The organism is Kitasatospora sp. CB02891, from assembly GCF_002803145.1.
GTDB classification, from domain to species: Bacteria; Actinomycetota; Actinomycetes; order Streptomycetales; family Streptomycetaceae; genus Kitasatospora; species Kitasatospora griseola.
The window spans coordinates 326,321-341,714 of the sequence record NZ_NNBO01000003.1 but is presented as its reverse complement, the minus strand read 5'-3'; the positions used below and the strand labels follow the sequence as shown (position 1 = coordinate 341,714).

The following is a 15,394-nucleotide window of genomic DNA, read 5'->3' as shown; positions in this document are numbered from 1 at the left end:
GGATCCCCGCCCGCTTGCCGACCGCGGCGGCCCCGGAGGCCACCAGGTCCGAGGGCCACCCCGAGCGACATAACGTCAGTTAGACGATTACACTCGTGGTCATGCCGAATCTGCGTCTCGCCCTGTGCCAGATCGACCCCTGGGTCGGTGACCTCGCCCGCAACAGCGAGGAGGTGCTGCGCTGGTCGAAGCGGGCCGCCGAGTCCGGCGCGGACCTGATCGCGTTCCCCGAGATGGTGCTGACCGGCTACCCGGTCGAGGACCTGGCGTTCCGCAACTCGTTCGTGGAGGGCTCGCGCGCCGCCCTGGTGGACCTGGCGGCCGAGCTGCAGGCCGAGGGCCTGGGCGAGGTCCCGGTGGTGGTCGGCTACCTCGGCCGCGGCGAGCCGGGCAGCCGGTTCGCGGGGAAGCCGCAGAACTGCGCGGCGGTGCTGCGCGGCGGCGAGGTGGTCACCCGGTTCGCCAAGCACTTCCTGCCGAACTACGGCGTGTTCGACGAGTACCGCTACTTCGTGCCGGGCGACCAGCTGACGGTCCTTCGGCTGCACGGCGTGGACATCGCGCTGGCGATCTGCGAGGACATCTGGCAGGAGGGCGGCCGGGTCGCCGCGACCGGCCAGGCCGGCGCCGGGCTGCTGCTGTCGATCAACGGCTCGCCGTACGAGCGCGACAAGGACGACGTCCGGCTGGAGCTGGTCAAGCGCCGCGCCGCCGAGGCCGGCTGCCCGCTGGTGTACCTGAACATGGTCGGCGCGCAGGACGAGCTGGTCTTCGACGGCGAGTCGCTGGTGGTCCGCGAGGACGGCGAACTGCTGGCCCGCGGACCGCAGTTCGAGGAGGCGCTGCTGGTCATGGACCTCGACCTGCCGGCCGCGACCGAGCCGGGCCTGCCGGACGGCACGGTGCTCGCCGACGGCCTGCGGCTGACCCGGGTCGACCTCGGCGGCGCGCCGAAGCCCGCCCCGGCCGAGCCCGTGCTGCCCCGGGTCGGCGAGCGCCTGGACGACGAGGCCGAGGTGTACGCGGCGCTGGTCGAGGGCACCCGGGCGTACGTCCGCAAGAACGGCTTCCGTTCGGTGCTGATCGGCCTGTCCGGCGGCATCGACTCGGCGCTGGTCGCGGCGATCTCGGTGGACGCGATCGGCGCGGAGAACGTGTACGGCGTCTCGATGCCCTCGCGCTACTCCTCGCAGCACTCCCGGGACGACGCCGCCGAGCTGGCCCGCCGCACCGGCCTGCACTTCCGCACCGTGCCGATCGCCCCGATGTTCGACGCCTATATGGGCGCCACCGAGCTGACCGGCCTGGCCGAGGAGAACCTGCAGTCCCGGCTGCGCGGCACCCTGCTGATGGCGATCTCCAACCAGGAGGGTCAGATCGTCCTCGCCCCCGGCAACAAGAGCGAACTCGCGGTCGGCTACTCGACGCTGTACGGCGACTCGGTCGGCGCGTACGGCCCGATCAAGGACGTCTACAAGTCGCTGATCTTCCGGCTGGCCCGCTGGCGCAACGCGCAGGCCGAGGCGCGCGGCGAGGTGCCGCCGATCCCGGAGAACACCATCAGCAAGCCGCCGTCCGCGGAGCTGCGGCCCGACCAGGTGGACAGCGACTCGCTGCCGGACTACGACCTGCTGGACGCCGTCCTCGACCGGTACGTCGAGGGCGACCAGGGCCGGGACGCGATCGTCGCCGAGGGCTTCCCCGCCGAGGTGGTGGACCGGGTGGTGCGTCTGGTCGACACCGCCGAGTACAAGCGCCGGCAGTACCCGCCGGGCCCGAAGGTCTCGCCGAAGAACTTCGGCCGCGACCGCCGACTGCCGATCACCAACCGCTGGCGGCAGGGCTGACAACGCGGACGGCAGGGGTTAGGGTGAGCGCCGCGAGACGCGCCCGATCATGGACGGCGCGCCGGCCGAAGGAGGTGGGAGAGATCACCGTGCAGGTTGTCGAGGTGCTCCCCCGCCGTCGGGCCGCGGTCTGACCGCACGGGAGCCCGCAAGGCTCTTCGAAGAGGTCTTCGTGTCGTTCCCCCTTCCCTCTGCCGAACTTTCCCCCGCCCACCTGGCCGACCGGCTGCGGGCGGCCGGCTGCGTCTTCGCCGAGGACGAGGCCCGGCTGCTGCTGTCCGCCGCCGACCACCCCGCCCGGCTCGCCGAGATGCTCGAACTGCGGTGCGCAGGGCACCCGTTGGAGCAGGTGGTGGGCTTCGCCGAGTTCGCCGGGCTGCGCATCGCACTGGCCCCGGGCGTGTTCGTGCCGCGCCGGCGCAGCGAGTTCCTGGTCGAGCGGGCCGCTGCGCTGGGCACGCCCGGCACGGTGGTGCTGGACCTGTGCTGCGGCTCCGGCGCGATCGGCGCGGCGCTGGCCGACCGGCTCGGCGAGGTCGAGCTGCACGCCGCCGACGTCGACCCGGCGGCCGCCGCCTGCGCCCGCCGCAACCTGGCCCCGTACGGCGGCACGGTGCACCTGGGCGACCTGGACGCCCCGCTGCCGCGGGCGCTGCGCGGCCGGGTCGGGCTGCTGGTGGCCAACGCCCCGTACGTGCCGACCGGCGAGATCCCGCTGCTGCCGCCGGAGGCCCGCGACCACGAGCCGCCGGTCGCCCTGGACGGCGGCGCCGACGGCCTGGCGGTGCAGCGCCGGGTGGCGGCCGCCGCACCGCGCTGGCTGGCGCCCGGCGGCCACCTGCTGATCGAGACCAGCGAACGGCAGGCTCCGGCGACGACCGCGCTGATGGCCGATCAGGGCCTGACCGTCCGGGTCGAGCAGGACGAGGACCGGGACGCCACCGTGGTGATCGGCGGGTTCTGAGCCCGGCCGCGGCTAGTAGCGGTAGCCGGCGACCACCGCGAGGTGGTCGCTGGCGTCCGCCGGCAGGGTGCGGGAGTCGGTGGGGACCAGCCCGCCCTTGCTGAGGATCTGGTCGATCCGGGCCATCGGGAAGGACGCCGGCCAGGAGAAGCCGAAGCCGTCGCCGGCCGCGCCCTGGGCGGAGCGCAGCTGCGAGGTGATCGGGGCCAGGCTGCGGTCGTTCACGGTGCCGTTGAGGTCGCCGAGCAGCAGCACCTTGCGCAGCGGTTCGCGCGCGACGGCATCCCCGAGGGCCTGCACGCTGACGTCCCGGCGGCCGGCGGTGAAGCCGCTGTCGAACTTGACCCGCACCGAGGGCAGGTGGGCGACGTACACGGCGAGCGGGCCCTTGGGGGTGGTGACCTCGGCGCGGAAGGCCCGGGTCCAGCCCATCTTGATGTCGACCACCTCGACGCCGTCGATCGGGTAGCTGGACCACAGGCCGACGGTGCCCTCGACCGCGTGGTACGGGTACGCCTTGGCCAGCCCGGCGGCGTACACGGGGACGGCGGATCCGGAGAGTTCCTGCAGGGCGACGATCTGCGCGCCGGAGCCGGTGAGCATCCGGATGGTGCCCTGCGGGTCGTCGTTGGCGGCGGCGACGTTGTGGCTGAGCACGGTGAAGTCGCCGGGACCGCTGCTCTTGTCGACCAGCAGCGCGCCGAACAGGTTCAGCCACACCGCGGCGGGCAGCAGCGCGGCCAGCACGGCGACGCCGGAGCGCCGCCACAGGGCGAGCGCCAGCAGCATCGGCACGGTCAGGCCCAGCCAGGGCAGGAAGGTCTCCAGCAGGCTGCCCAGGTTGCCGACCGCGTTCGGCACCTGCGCGTGCGCGACCAGCAGCACCGTCACCAGCACGCCGAGCAGGGTGAGCGGCCGGCCGCGCCGCCAGTCGAACCAGCGGCGCAGCCGGCCGCGCCGGGTCTGCTCCTGCTCGTCCGCCGCTACCGCCGGGCCCTCCGCCCGCACCATGCCCGCTCCTCGCCGCCGTGTCCGTCGTGTGTCCGCCGACTCCCCGTCGACCCCGTCCGACCTGCTCCGATCCGATTCTCGGCTCAGCCTATGACGGGAGGGACGCGACAAAGTGTGCGAAGAGTTCCCGCCGAACGGCCGGAGGGGCTCAGCGGGCGGCGAGGCCGTTGAGTGCGGCGTCGATCATCTGCCGGGGCAGGTCGGGGTCCTCCAGCGGCGCGTCGTCCCACAGGACGGTGCGCAGCAGGATCGGCCCGATCAGCATCTCGCAGAGCAGTTCGACGTCCAGGTCGGAGCGGAGCTCGCCCTCCTCGACGCCGCGGCGGACGATCTGCCGGATCAGCTCGCGGCGCGGACGGACCACCCGTTCGTGGTACGTCTGCTTGAGTTCGGGCCAGCTGTTCATCTGCCCGAGCGCGGACTTGACGATCCACCGGGAGCGCTTGATCAGGCCGCGCCGGCGCATGTAGTCGACGGCGCTGATCAGGTCGTCCCGGTAGGTCGGGCCGGCCAGCGGCGGCATCGGCTCCTCCAGCCGGTCGACCACGTCGACCAGCAGGGCCTCCTTGTTGGGCCAGCGCCGGTAGATGGTGGCCTTGCCGACGCCCGCCTCGGCGGCGATCCGCTCGATGGACAGCTCGGCCAGGCCGACGCCGTCCTCCATCAGCTTCTCGACGGCGCCGAAGATCGCGTGCTCGGCGGCCTCGCTGCGCGGACGGCCCCGCCGCGGAGCGTCCTGCTCCGCGGCGGGGCCGTGGCACGGCTTGAGCGGAGTGTCGGCGCTTGTCATGGCCTTATTCTCCACCCTTGCGATCAGACCTTGGCAGGACTCGTGTCGGAGTCCGTCCGGCCCTGCGCGCCGGGCTTCCCGGCGGGGCCGCCGGGGGCGGCGGGGAGCTTGCCGGGCAGCAGCGCCATCGCGAGCACCGCGCCGAGCACGGTGACGCCGGCCGAGACGGCGGAGACCACGTGCATGGCGTGGATGAACGCGTCCTTGGCGGGGTCGACCAGGGCCTGCAGGTGCAGCCTCTCGGCCGCCCCGAGGGTGGACTCGATCGACTCGCCGGCCCGCGAGCGGAACTGCTCCGGCACCGCGCCGAGGTGGTCCTCCATGCCGTTGCGGTACACGGTGGACAGCAGCGCGCCCAGCACCGCGATGCCCAGCGAGCCGCCGACCTGGCGGAAGGTGTTGTTCAGCGCGGAGCCCGCGCCGGCCTTCTCGCGCGGCAGCGCGCCCATGATCGCGACGGTGACCGGCGGCATCACGTGCGCCATGCCGGTGCCCATCACGAAGCCGAGCACGATCAGCAGCCAGATCGGGCTGGTCGCGGTCAGGAACACGTAGCCGAGGAAGCCGACGGTGACCAGCAGCATGCCGCCGGCGCAGGTCAGCCGGATGCCGATCCGGTCCACCACCAGGCGGGCCCGGGGCGCGAAGATCAGCTGGGCGACGGCCAGCGGCAGCATCAGCTCACCGGCCTGCAGGGCGCTGTAGCCGCGCACGCTCTGGGTGTAGAACACGCCGAAGAACGAAACGCCCATCAGCGCGAAGAACACGATGCCGACCACGCTGATCGACGCGGAGAACACCTTGTTCCGGAACCAGGTGACGTCCAGCGCGGGGTGGCTGGTGCGCTTCTCGAACAGCACGAAGGCGGCCAGCGCCAGCAGGCCGACCAGGGTCGGCACCCACGCCTCGGGGGCGGTGAAGTCGGCGAGTTCGCCGCCCTTGATGATGCCGTAGATCAGCGCGACCAGGCCGATCACGGACAGCAGCACGCCGACCGGGTCGAGCTTGCCCGGGTTGGGGTCCTTGGAGTCCGGGACCAGCCAGCCCATCAGGCCGAGCGCGAGGATCACGATGGGGACGTTCACCAGGAACACCGAGCCCCACCAGAAGTGCTCGATCAGCAGGCCGCCGGTGATCGGGCCGATGGCGATCGCCAGGCCCACCGCGCCGGCCCAGATGCCGATCGCCTTGGGCTGCTCGTGCCGCTCGAAGACGTTCATGATGATGGCCAGCGTCGCCGGCATCACGAACGCGCCGCCGAGGCCCATCACCGCGCGGTAGCCGATGAGTTCGCCCGGGCTGCCGGCGAACGCCGACAGCAGCGAGCCGAGTCCGAAGACCACCATGCCGGACAGCAGGGTCCACTTGCGGCCGAACCGGTCGCCCAGCAGGCCGGCGGTGAACAGCAGCCCGGCGAACACCAGGGTGTACGAGTTGATCGCCCATTCCAGGTCGCTCTGGCTCGCGCCGAGGCCCACCGGGGCGGGGGTGGCGATGGTCTTCATCGCCACGTTGAGGATCGAGTTGTCGAGTACGACGACGAGCAGGGCGAGCACCAGGGTGCCCAGGATCCACCAGCGTCGGCGGTGTACGGCTTCCGGCACCCGGGGGGCCTGGAGCGGCGCGGTCGGCGAGGTCATACGAACACACTAGCCGCGGTTTCGATACGAGACGGTTCCGTATCGTAACGGTCGGGACACCGAACGGCAAAGACCTTCCCAAGAGCCCCCCGGGGCCGAGAACCCCCGACGGACTTCCGCCTCTTTGCTGACGGCCCGTGGCGTGCAAGCATGGAGCCAGATCCGGGGACGCCGCACGGCGCCACGAGACGACACACACCAGGAGTCTGTTCGATGAACGCCTCTCCGCTTCAGCCTGCCCAGACGCAGGACGCGCCCGTCAACACCCTCTACGGTGGGGTCACCAGCCGACGGGTGACCGTCCGGGACCTCGCCAAGGCCAAGCGCAACGGCGAACGGTGGGCGATGCTCACCGCCTACGACGCCCTCACCGCCGGCGTCTTCGACGAGGCCGGCATCCCCGTCCTGCTCGTCGGCGACTCCGCCGGCAACTGCCACCTCGGCTACGAGACCACCGTACCGGTGACCATGGACCAGATGGTGATGCTCTCCGCCGCCGTCGTCCGCGGCACCCAGCGCGCCCTCGTCGTCGCCGACCTCCCCTTCGGCTCCTACCAGGAGTCCCCCGCCCAGGCCATGCACAACGCCGCCCGCCTGATGAAGGAGGCCGGCGTCCACGCCGTCAAGCTCGAAGGCGGCGAGCGCAGCGCCCGCACCATCGAACTCCTCGTCGAGGCCGGCATTCCCGTGATGGCCCACATCGGCCTCACCCCCCAGTCCGTCCACGCCTACGGCGGCTACCCCGTCCAGGGCCGCGGCGACGAGGCCGCCCACCAGCTGCTCCGCGACGCGAAGGCCGTCCAGCAGGCCGGCGCGTTCGCCGTCGTCCTGGAAGCCGTCCCGGCCGAACTCGCCGCCGAGGTCACCGCCCACTCCGCGATCCCCACCGTCGGCATCGGCGGCGGCCCGGGCACCGACGCCCAGGTCCTGGTCTGGACCGACTTCGCCGGCATGACGGCCGGCCGCGTCCCCAAGTTCGTCAAGCAGTACGCCGACCTGCGCGCGACGCTGGCGCAGGCCGCGAGCGAATTCGCGGCGGACGTGCGCGAAGGCGCCTTCCCGGGCCCGGAGCACAGCTTCCAGTAAGGGCAAGAAGGGCGCGAAAACAGGGGCGCTGGGGGTACCCCCAGGCCGAAGCCGAGGGGGCGGAACTGCGCGACAAGCGCACACCTGTCCGCAAGGTCGCGATCAACGGCAAGTCATTGCCTGCGTCGCGACCTTGCGGACAGGTGCCTTCCGCCTCGCGCAGTTCCCCGCGCCCCTGGTTCGCCACCTGCCCGCGCCCATTCGCTGTCACGCCCCGTCCTTCCCCTGACAGTCGGATGAAGGTCGCCTGACAGGCGGCACCGGCACGGTGTTCCCATGACGCGAATCGAACGGAACGCCGTGGAGGTCCACGGCATCGTGAAGCACTACGGGGAGACGAAGGCCCTCGACGGGGTCGATCTGACGGTGCGCGAGGGGACGGTGCTCGGGCTGCTCGGACCGAACGGGGCCGGGAAGACGACGCTGGTGCGGGTGCTGTCGACGCTGATCAAGCCGGACGCGGGCACGGCGTTCGTCGGCGGGTACGACGTGCTGCACCAGCCCAAGCAGTTGCGGCGGACCATCGGTCTGACCGGCCAGTACGCGTCGGTGGACGAGCTGCTGTCCGGCTACGAGAACCTCTACCTGATCGGGCGTCTGCTGGACCTGTCCGGGAAGGAGGCCAAGGCCCGCGCCGCCGAGCTGCTGGAGCGGTTCTCGCTCACCGAGGCGGCCCGGCGTCCGGCCAAGGGCTACTCGGGCGGCATGCGGCGGCGGCTGGACCTCGCGGCGTCGATGATCGGCCGCCCGAAGGTGCTGTACCTGGACGAGCCCACCACGGGGCTGGACCCGCGGACCCGCAACGAGGTGTGGGACGAGGTGCAGCGGATGGTCGGCGAGGGCTCCACGGTGCTGCTGACCACGCAGTACATGGAGGAGGCGGAGCAGCTCGCCGACGCGCTGACCGTGATCGACAAGGGCCGGGTGATCGCCAACGGCGGCATTCAGGAGCTGAAGGCCCAGGTCGGCGGCAAGAGTCTGCAGGTGCGTCCGCTGCGTCCAGCGGAACTGCCGGAGATGGCCCGGTGCCTGCGCGAGACCGGGGTCCCGGCGACGTTCTCGGAGGAGTCCGGCCTGCTCTCGGTGCATCTCACCGACGAGGAGCAACTGACGACCGTCATAGCGGCGTTGGGCACCCGCGGGTTCGGGATCGCGGGCATCGACACCAAGCTGCCCAGCCTGGACGAGGTCTTCCTGACCATCACCGGCAAGCCGTCCGTCCCCGCCCCGGCCCGTGACAAGGAGCCCGTCGCATGAGCACCGCCACCCTGAGCCCCGCACCCGCGTCCGCTCCCGCCCGGGCGAGCGGCGACGACACCCGGATCGGCCTGCGGGCGAACCTGCGCCACCTGGGTGCGCTGACCCGCCGGAACCTGATGCGGATCAAGGCCGACCCGGAGTCCATGCTGGACGCCCTGCTGGTGCCGGTCATCATGATTCTGCTGTTCGTCTACGTGTTCGGCGGCGCGATGGCCACCAACCAGCACGAGTACATGCAGTACATGGTGCCCGGCCTGCTCGGCACCACCGGCCTGAACCTGGCGATGGCGCTGGGCACCGGACTGAACACCGACTTCCAGACCGGCGTGATGGACCGCTTCCGCACCCTGCCGATCGGGCGCTCCGCGGTGCTGCTGTCGAAGATGATCGCGGAGACGCTGCGGGCGCTGGTCGCCTTCGCGGTGCTGATCGGCTTCGCGCTGCTCCTCGGCCTGGAGGTCAAGGGCGGCCCGCTGAACCTGCTGGCCGCGGTCGGCCTCTCGCTGGTGTTCGGCGCCTCGCTGATGTGGGTGTCGATGCTGCTGGGCATGGCGCTGCGCAGCGCCCAGGCGGTGCAGGGCATGGCGATGATCGTGATGATGCCGTTGCAGTTCGGCAGCTCGATCTTCGCCAACCCCTCCACCATGCCGGGCTGGCTGCAGGCGTTCACGAAGCACAACCCGCTGTCGGCGCTGGCGGACGCCTGCCGCGCGCTGATCAACGGCGGCCCGGTCGGCAACTCGGTGGTGACGGTGCTGATCTGGTCGGCGGCGATCACCGTGGTGACCGCGCCGCTGGCGGTGGCCCGCTTCCGCAAGCGCACCTGACGGTGGATCAGCCGGCCTCGGAGCGGAACGAGCCGGGATCGTTCAGCAGGGCGGACGCCTCACGCAACGTGAGGCGTCCGCCCTGCTCGTAGGCGCTCAGGTAGGCGTCCGCGCCGAGCAGTTCGCGGGCCGCGGCCACGCACCGGGCGTGCTCGCTGCGCTCCATGAACGAGCCGGGCATGCCGCTGATGCCCTCGTGGGCGCCCAGCAGTTCGGCGGCACGACGGGCGGCGGCGGGTTCGTCGTACGTCCGGGCGTACTCGACCAGGGCGCCGGCCATCGGGACCATCAGCATCATCGCCATGTGCTCGACGAAGATGGTGGCGCCGCCCTCGACGTCGGTCATCGAGCGGCGGCCGGCGCGCATCAGCTCCAGGCCGGCCGCGGGGTCACCGGACCGGGCCACCACCCAGCCGCGGATGCAGGCGACGATGCCGGCGAACACCGAGGGGACGGGGCCGCGCAGGGCCTGGCCGACGGGCAGTTCGTCGAGCAGGGCCAGCGCCTCGGCGTACTCGCCGCGGCGCACCGCCAGGTTGCACAGCACCAGCCGCCCGTACATCCGGGCGCCCTCGGCGTCGCTGTGCTCCTCGGCCGCGGCGGCGACCGCCTCGCGGACCATCCGCTCGCCGGCCTCCGGGTCCCGTTCGGCCAGCACCTCGCCGAGCCGGGCCCGCAGCATCGGGACCTCCTGGTGCGCGCCGAGCTGGGTGGAGAGCTCGATGGCCTGCCGGAAGGCCGCCTCGGCCTGGGCGGCGTCGCCGGACTTGGTGGCGTTCTCGGCCTTGCCGGAGAGGGCGTCGGACATGCCCCAGCGGTCGCCCAGGGCGGTGTAGAGGGCGAGCGCCTCCTCGCTGTCGGCGATCGCCCGGTCGAGGGCGCCGGCCAGGTCGTTGAGCAGCCGGGCGCGCAGCTGCAGGGCGAACGCCAGGTCGAGCGGGCCGCCGTGGACCCGGGCGCCGGCCACCGCGTCGTCCATCACCTCACGGGTGCGCTCGATCTCGCCGGTGAGGAAGACGGTGAAGATCCGGGCGAGCACCGGCTGCCGGTAGGACTGCGGCAGGTCGGGGGTGTAGGTGGCCAGGATGCGTTCGGCGGTGTGCAGCGCGCCCGAGCTGTCGAGCATGCTCATGTCCCCGGAGAACATGCTGATCAGCCGGTGCAGGCCGAGCTGGCGGCGGGCCTCGTCGAGGAGCTCGGGCGGCATCGGCAGCGGCGCGTCCAGCGGCCCGGCGGTGAGCGGGACGGGCGGCGGGGCGTCCTCGGCGTACGGGTCGGGGCCGAGCGCGGCGACCGCCTCGTACCAGGCGCGGGACTCGGTGCGGTAGTCGCGCAGCATCCAGTAGCCGGCCATCGACAGCACCAGCGCCAGGCCCTCCTGCTCCTGGCGGGCGTCGACGGCGCGGCGCAGCGCGGCCCGCAGGTTCTCCTGCTCGCGGTCGAGCCGGGCGAGTTCGTCGAGCTGCCCGGGTCCGTGCAGGTTCAGGTGGGCGGTGCGGCCGAGTTCGCGGTAGTGGGCGGTGTGCCGGTCGGCGACCTCGGGTTCCGCGGCCTCGGCGAACCGCTGCGCCGCGTACTCGTGGATGGTCTCCAGCATCCAGTAGCGCGGCTGCTCGCCCAGGCCGGCCACCAGCAGGGACTTGTCGACCAGTGACAGCAGCAGGTCGGCGACGTCCGCCCGGGGCACCTCGGCGTCCGCGAGCACGGCCTCGGCGGACTCCAGGGTGCAGCCGCCGGCGAACACCGAGAGTCGCCGCAGCACGGCGCGTTCGCGCGGGCCCAGCAGGTCCCAGGACCAGTCGACCACGGCGCGCAGGGTCTGCTGGCGCGGCAGCAGGGTGCGGGAGCCGGCGGTGAGCAGCGCGAACCGGGAGTCCAGCCGGTCGGCGAGTTGGCGCGGCGTCAGTCCGCGCAGTCGGGCGGCGGCGAGTTCGATGGCCAGCGGCAGTCCGTCCAGGCGGCGGCAGAGTTCGGCGCAGGCCTCCGGGTCCTGGTCGGTGCGGAAGCCGGGGCGGGCGGCGGCGCCGCGTTCGGCGAGCAGGCGCAGCGCGGACGGGTCGGGCAGCGGTTCGACCGGCAGCACGGTCTCGCCGGGGACGCCGAGCGGTTCGCGGCTGGTGGCGAGGACGGTGACGCCGGGGCAGTCGGCGAGCAGCCGGTCGGCGAGGTCGGCGGCGGCCTGCACGACGTGCTCGCAGTTGTCGAGCAGCAGCAGGACGCGGCGGCGGCCGAGGTGGTCGACCACCCGGCGCACCGGGTCCTTGCGGCCGCCCTCGATCACCTCGGCGACGCCGCCGGTGTGCAGCACGGTCTCCCGCAGGCCGAGCGCGGAGGCGACGGCGTCGGGGACGGCGGCGGGGTCCTCCAGCGGGGCGAGTTCGATCTGCCAGACGCCGCCGGGCCAGTGCGCGGCGTCCTGTTCGCGGCGGCCGGCCTCGACGGACAGCCGGGTCTTGCCGGAGCCGCCGGGGCCGGTCAGGGTGGTCAGCCGCCCGGCCGTCAACGCGCCTGCCACGGTGGCGAGTTCGCCTTCGCGTCCGACGAAGCTGGTACGGCCGGGGCGCAGGTTGCCGGCGGCGGGAGCAACTGCGGCGGCGGCGCGCGGGGGTTCGGCCGCGGTGGTGAGCAACTCGCGGTGCAGGGCGCGCAGTTCGGGGCCGGGGTCGGTGCCGAGCTGTTCGGCGAGGGTGTGCCGGATCTCCTCGTAGCGGACGAGTGCCTCGGCGGTGCGGCCGGCCGCGCGCAGGGCGCGCAGCCGGAGCGCCTGGAGCTGTTCGTCGAGCGGGTGGTCGCGGCAGAGTTCGGCGAGCTCGGCGGTGACCTCGGCGGCCCGGCCGAGGGCGAGTTGCGCGGTCAGCCGGTGCCGGCGGGCCTCCTCGCGCTGCGCCTCCAGGCGGGCGGCGGGGGCGGTGCGGTCGGGCAGGTCGGCGAGCGCGGGGCCGCGCCACAGCGCGAGGGCGGCGGTGAGCCGGTCGGCGGCGCCGGCCGGGTCGCCGTCGGCGAGGGCGCGGGCGCCGTCGCCGGCCAGCCGCTGGAACTCGGCGACGTCGGTGTGCGGGCCGGTCAGCCAGTAGCCGGCCGGTCCGGAGCCGATCTCGGCCCGGCCTACGGTGCGGCGCAGCCGGCCGACCAGGGTCTGCAGTGCGGCGGCGGTGTCCTGCGGCGACTCGTCCGCCCACACCTCCTCGGCGAGCAGCTCGGCCGGGACGGGCCGGCCCTGGCGCAGCACGAGCGCGGCCAGCAGGGCGCGCAGCCGGGCGCCGCCGAGCGCGATCGGGGTGCCGTCGTCGTGGTGGGCGGTGGTGGTGCCGAGGATGCCGTAATGCACCCGCCCATTCTGCGCGACGCGCCGGACGCCGGGCGCACATCCGTGCGGAACGCCCGGCTGCCGCCGTCCGTTCATCCTGGGCCGCTTGTCCGGCGCGCCCGGCGCCCGGCATGATCGGACGTCCATCCGCCCCCAGCTCCGGAGCCTTCTCGCCATGACCTACGCCAGCACCGGCCAGCGCAGCGCGGAGAGCCGGGTCAGCCCGATCTTCCTGGCGCTGGCCGGCACCTTCGTCGCCGCCGGCCTCGCGCTGGCCACCGGCTGGGGCAACGACCGGTTCGGCATCTTCCTGTTCGTGGTGGCGGGCTGGATGGTGTCGCTCTGCCTGCACGAGTACGCCCACGCGCGCACCGCGCTGGCCGGCGGCGACATCACGGTCGGCATGAAGGGCTACCTGACGCTGAACCCGCTGAAGTACGGGCACGTGGTGATGAGCTTCGTGCTGCCGGTGGTGTTCGTGCTGATGGGCGGCATCGGCCTGCCCGGCGGCGCGGTCTACATCGAGCGGGACCGGATCTCCGGCCGCCTCAAGCACAGCCTGATCTCGGCGGCCGGCCCGCTGGTGAACGCGGTGTTCGGCGTCCTGCTGCTGGTGGCGGTCAGCCAGGGCTGGTTCGACAACCCGGACGTGCCGGCCCACTACGACGGCCAGGAGCTGGGATTCTCCCCGCTGCCGGCCGCCCTCGGATTCCTCGCCTACCTGCAGGTCACCGCGGCGATCCTGAACCTGCTGCCGGTGCCCGGCCTGGACGGCTACGGCATCATCGAGCCCTGGCTGTCGCTCAGGACCCGCCGCGCGATCGCCCCGTACGCGCCCTACGGCATGCTGCTGCTGTTCGCGCTGGTGTGGCAGAGCCAGGTCGGCCAGTGGCTGTACGACTTCACCATGGGGATCTTCGACCTGTTCGGCGCGGACTCGCACTACGCGACGGTCGGCCGGCTGCTGTTCAGCTTCTGGAAGACCTACTGAGCCGGCCGGGCCCGGGCCGGACCTACTGGGCCTGGGCCTGCTCGGCCCGGGCGGCGCGGTCCCGGCGCAGGTAGTACCAGGCGATGTTGCTGGACACGCCGGCCATCAGCACCCACACCACGCCGAGCCAGTTGCCCTGGATGAACGAGACCACCGCGGCGATCACCGCCAGGACCAGGACGATCGTGGCGTACAGGGCGTTGCGGGGCATGGCGGGACTCCTCGGGCGGGCGCGGTGTGGCCCCGCCATTCTCGCCGACCGAACACGCCGCACCGGCCGGGGGTGGCGGGTGCGCGCCGCGGCGTCGGTCACACCGCGGCGCCGTCTCCCGCTCAGACGTCGGTGATCCGCAGGCCGGCGTGCGCCTTGTAGCGGCGGTTGACCGAGATCAGGTTGGCCACCAGCGCCTCCACCTGGTGGGCGTTGCGCAGCCGCCCGGCGAACACGCCGCGCATGCCGGGGATCCGGCCGGCCAGCGCCTGCACGGTGTCGGTGGCGGCGCGGTCCTCGCCGAGCACCATCACGTCGGTGTCGATCGACTCCACCGACTCGTCCTGCAGCAGCACCGCCGACAGGTGGTGGAAGGCCGCGGTGACGGTGGAGTCCGGCAGCAGCGCGGCGGCCTGCTGGGCGGCCGAGCCCTCCGGGACCTGCAGCGCGTAGGCGCCCTGCTTGTCGAAGCCCAGCGGGTTGACGCAGTCCACCACGATCTTCCCGGCGAGTTCGGCGCGCAGCGAGGTCAGCGTCTCGGCGTGGCCGTCCCACGGCACCGCGACGATCACCACGTCGCTCTCCCGGGCGCACCGCGCGTTGTCGGCGCCGCGGACGCCGAGGCCGAGCTCCGCGGCGCAGTCCTCGGCGCGCTCGGCGCTGCGGGAGCCGATCATCACCTGCTGGCCGGCCTTGGCGAGCCGGTAGGCCAGGCCGCGGCCCTGGTCGCCGGTGCCGCCGAGGACGCCGACCACCAGGTCGGAGACGTCCGGCAGCTGTCGGCCCGGTCCGGCCGTCGCGTTCACTGAATCGGGTTGCGTCATGCCGAAGATCCTGCCAAATCCGTTGCCCGGGCAGCATGCTGTCGCGCATGGACGCGGTGAGAGTTTCCGCACTCCGGCAGTCACTGGCCGGCACCGGCTGGCCCGAGCGGGCGGGCGCCTTCGCCGCCGCGCTGCGCGGCTCGGTCACCCGGCGCAGCGCCACCGGCCTGCTGCTGGTCGGCACCCCCCGCTACGAGCCGTGGCACCTGGCGGCGCACCTGAGCGACGAGGCCGCGTACAGCGGGGTGCCGGAGCTCGTCCCGACGCTGCTGCGGCACACCGTCCCGCCGGGCGCGCCGAGCCACCTGGCGTGCGGGCTGCCCCGGCTGGAGGAGGCGCGGAACGGCGCGACGGTGCTGCTGGTCGCCCCCGCGCCCGCCGACGCGCCCCTGCTGGAACGGCTCGACGGCGCCCGCCGGGCCGGCGCGGTGCTGCTCGCCCTGGACGACGGCGACCCCGAGCTGACGGCGCTGGCGCACGAGCGGCTGACCGTGCCGGAGGCCGAACCCGAGCCGTTCGAGCTGGTGCAGCACCTGGTCAGCTCGGCCACCTCGACGGTGCCGCCGCGCTCCCGGCTGGCCCGGCTGGTGGAGCGGCTGACCGCCTCGCCGGTGGTGCGCTGGTGACGGGCCGGCA

The 15,394-nt window shown here is 73.3% G+C and carries 13 protein-coding genes; 7 read left to right on the top strand and 6 right to left on the bottom strand.

Annotated features, from left to right (window positions below):
* Positions 1–101 precede the first annotated feature (101 nt).
* Together CG736_RS10345 and CG736_RS10340 are read left to right on the top strand one after the other, a co-directional pair.
* The gene (locus CG736_RS10345) at positions 102–1,847 is read left to right on the top strand and encodes an NAD+ synthase (protein WP_100586020.1); all 1,746 of its coding nucleotides are present in this window, start codon (positions 102–104) and stop codon (positions 1,845–1,847) included.
* A 172-nt stretch (positions 1,848–2,019) separates the two neighbouring features.
* Positions 2,020–2,811 (top strand): putative protein N(5)-glutamine methyltransferase, encoded by a 792-nt coding sequence (locus tag CG736_RS10340; RefSeq protein WP_232733905.1) that lies wholly within the window; start codon positions 2,020–2,022, stop codon positions 2,809–2,811.
* A gap of 12 nt (positions 2,812–2,823) precedes the next feature.
* Here CG736_RS10340 and CG736_RS10335 read toward each other — a convergent pair whose 3' ends face one another.
* The 3 genes from CG736_RS10335 to CG736_RS10325 all read right to left on the bottom strand — a co-directional run bounded on the left by CG736_RS10335 (position 2,824) and on the right by CG736_RS10325 (position 6,252).
* Positions 2,824–3,822, bottom strand: a complete 999-nt coding sequence (locus CG736_RS10335) for an endonuclease/exonuclease/phosphatase family protein (RefSeq protein WP_100585877.1) — start codon at positions 3,820–3,822, stop codon at positions 2,824–2,826.
* 148 nt (positions 3,823–3,970) lie between these two features.
* A complete protein-coding gene (locus CG736_RS10330; RefSeq protein WP_100585876.1) occupies positions 3,971–4,612 on the bottom strand; it encodes a TetR/AcrR family transcriptional regulator in 642 nt (213 codons plus the stop codon).
* Positions 4,613–4,635: 23 nt separating this feature from the next.
* The gene (locus CG736_RS10325; protein ID WP_100585875.1) at positions 4,636–6,252 is read right to left on the bottom strand and encodes an MFS transporter; all 1,617 of its coding nucleotides are present in this window, start codon (positions 6,250–6,252) and stop codon (positions 4,636–4,638) included.
* A 213-nt stretch (positions 6,253–6,465) separates the two neighbouring features.
* On the opposite strand from CG736_RS10325, the gene panB reads away from it, so the two are divergent.
* The 3 genes from panB to CG736_RS10310 all read left to right on the top strand — a co-directional run bounded on the left by panB (position 6,466) and on the right by CG736_RS10310 (position 9,425).
* The gene (gene panB, locus CG736_RS10320) at positions 6,466–7,338 is read left to right on the top strand and encodes a 3-methyl-2-oxobutanoate hydroxymethyltransferase (protein WP_043913654.1); all 873 of its coding nucleotides are present in this window, start codon (positions 6,466–6,468) and stop codon (positions 7,336–7,338) included.
* Between the two features lie 276 nt (positions 7,339–7,614).
* Positions 7,615–8,595 (top strand): ATP-binding cassette domain-containing protein, encoded by a 981-nt coding sequence (locus CG736_RS10315; RefSeq protein WP_100585874.1) that lies wholly within the window; start codon positions 7,615–7,617, stop codon positions 8,593–8,595.
* On the top strand, positions 8,592–9,425 hold the full coding sequence (locus CG736_RS10310; RefSeq protein ID WP_100585873.1) for an ABC transporter permease: 834 nt from the start codon (positions 8,592–8,594) through the stop codon (positions 9,423–9,425). Before CG736_RS10315 ends, CG736_RS10310 begins: the two co-directional genes overlap by 4 nt.
* Positions 9,426–9,432: 7 nt before the next feature.
* Here CG736_RS10310 and CG736_RS10305 read toward each other — a convergent pair whose 3' ends face one another.
* A complete protein-coding gene (locus CG736_RS10305) occupies positions 9,433–12,753 on the bottom strand; it encodes a BTAD domain-containing putative transcriptional regulator (RefSeq protein WP_100585872.1) in 3,321 nt (1,106 codons plus the stop codon).
* Between the two features lie 154 nt (positions 12,754–12,907).
* Here CG736_RS10305 and CG736_RS10300 point away from each other — a divergent pair, with 154 nt between their 5' ends.
* The gene (locus CG736_RS10300; protein ID WP_100585871.1) at positions 12,908–13,723 is read left to right on the top strand and encodes a site-2 protease family protein; all 816 of its coding nucleotides are present in this window, start codon (positions 12,908–12,910) and stop codon (positions 13,721–13,723) included.
* A 22-nt stretch (positions 13,724–13,745) separates the two neighbouring features.
* Here CG736_RS10300 and CG736_RS10295 read toward each other — a convergent pair whose 3' ends face one another.
* Positions 13,746–13,934 (bottom strand): hypothetical protein, encoded by a 189-nt coding sequence (locus CG736_RS10295; protein WP_100585870.1) that lies wholly within the window; start codon positions 13,932–13,934, stop codon positions 13,746–13,748.
* Positions 13,935–14,056: 122 nt separating this feature from the next.
* Positions 14,057–14,758: an NADPH-dependent F420 reductase gene (npdG, locus tag CG736_RS10290; RefSeq protein WP_100585869.1), complete on the bottom strand. Its 702-nt coding sequence runs from the start codon at positions 14,756–14,758 to the stop codon at positions 14,057–14,059.
* A 47-nt stretch (positions 14,759–14,805) separates the two neighbouring features.
* Here npdG and CG736_RS10285 point away from each other — a divergent pair, with 47 nt between their 5' ends.
* Positions 14,806–15,384 (top strand): hypothetical protein, encoded by a 579-nt coding sequence (locus CG736_RS10285; RefSeq protein WP_100586019.1) that lies wholly within the window; start codon positions 14,806–14,808, stop codon positions 15,382–15,384.
* The last annotated feature ends 10 nt before the right edge of the window (positions 15,385–15,394 follow it).

What these genes read in the sequence shown, in the direction of transcription:
- CG736_RS10345 (WP_100586020.1), top strand. Translation starts at nt 102, where the DNA reads ATGCCGAATCTGCGTCTCGCCCTGTGCCAGATCGACCCCTGGGTCGGT.
- CG736_RS10335 (WP_100585877.1), bottom strand. Translation starts at nt 3,822, where the DNA reads ATGGTGCGGGCGGAGGGCCCGGCGGTAGCGGCGGACGAGCAGGAGCAG.
- CG736_RS10330 (WP_100585876.1), bottom strand. Translation starts at nt 4,612, where the DNA reads ATGACAAGCGCCGACACTCCGCTCAAGCCGTGCCACGGCCCCGCCGCG.
- CG736_RS10325 (WP_100585875.1), bottom strand. Translation starts at nt 6,252, where the DNA reads ATGACCTCGCCGACCGCGCCGCTCCAGGCCCCCCGGGTGCCGGAAGCC.
- panB (WP_043913654.1), top strand. Translation starts at nt 6,466, where the DNA reads ATGAACGCCTCTCCGCTTCAGCCTGCCCAGACGCAGGACGCGCCCGTC.
- CG736_RS10315 (WP_100585874.1), top strand. Translation starts at nt 7,615, where the DNA reads ATGACGCGAATCGAACGGAACGCCGTGGAGGTCCACGGCATCGTGAAG.
- CG736_RS10310 (WP_100585873.1), top strand. Translation starts at nt 8,592, where the DNA reads ATGAGCACCGCCACCCTGAGCCCCGCACCCGCGTCCGCTCCCGCCCGG.
- CG736_RS10300 (WP_100585871.1), top strand. Translation starts at nt 12,908, where the DNA reads ATGACCTACGCCAGCACCGGCCAGCGCAGCGCGGAGAGCCGGGTCAGC.
- CG736_RS10295 (WP_100585870.1), bottom strand. Translation starts at nt 13,934, where the DNA reads ATGCCCCGCAACGCCCTGTACGCCACGATCGTCCTGGTCCTGGCGGTG.
- npdG (WP_100585869.1), bottom strand. Translation starts at nt 14,758, where the DNA reads ATGACGCAACCCGATTCAGTGAACGCGACGGCCGGACCGGGCCGACAG.
- CG736_RS10285 (WP_100586019.1), top strand. Translation starts at nt 14,806, where the DNA reads ATGGACGCGGTGAGAGTTTCCGCACTCCGGCAGTCACTGGCCGGCACC.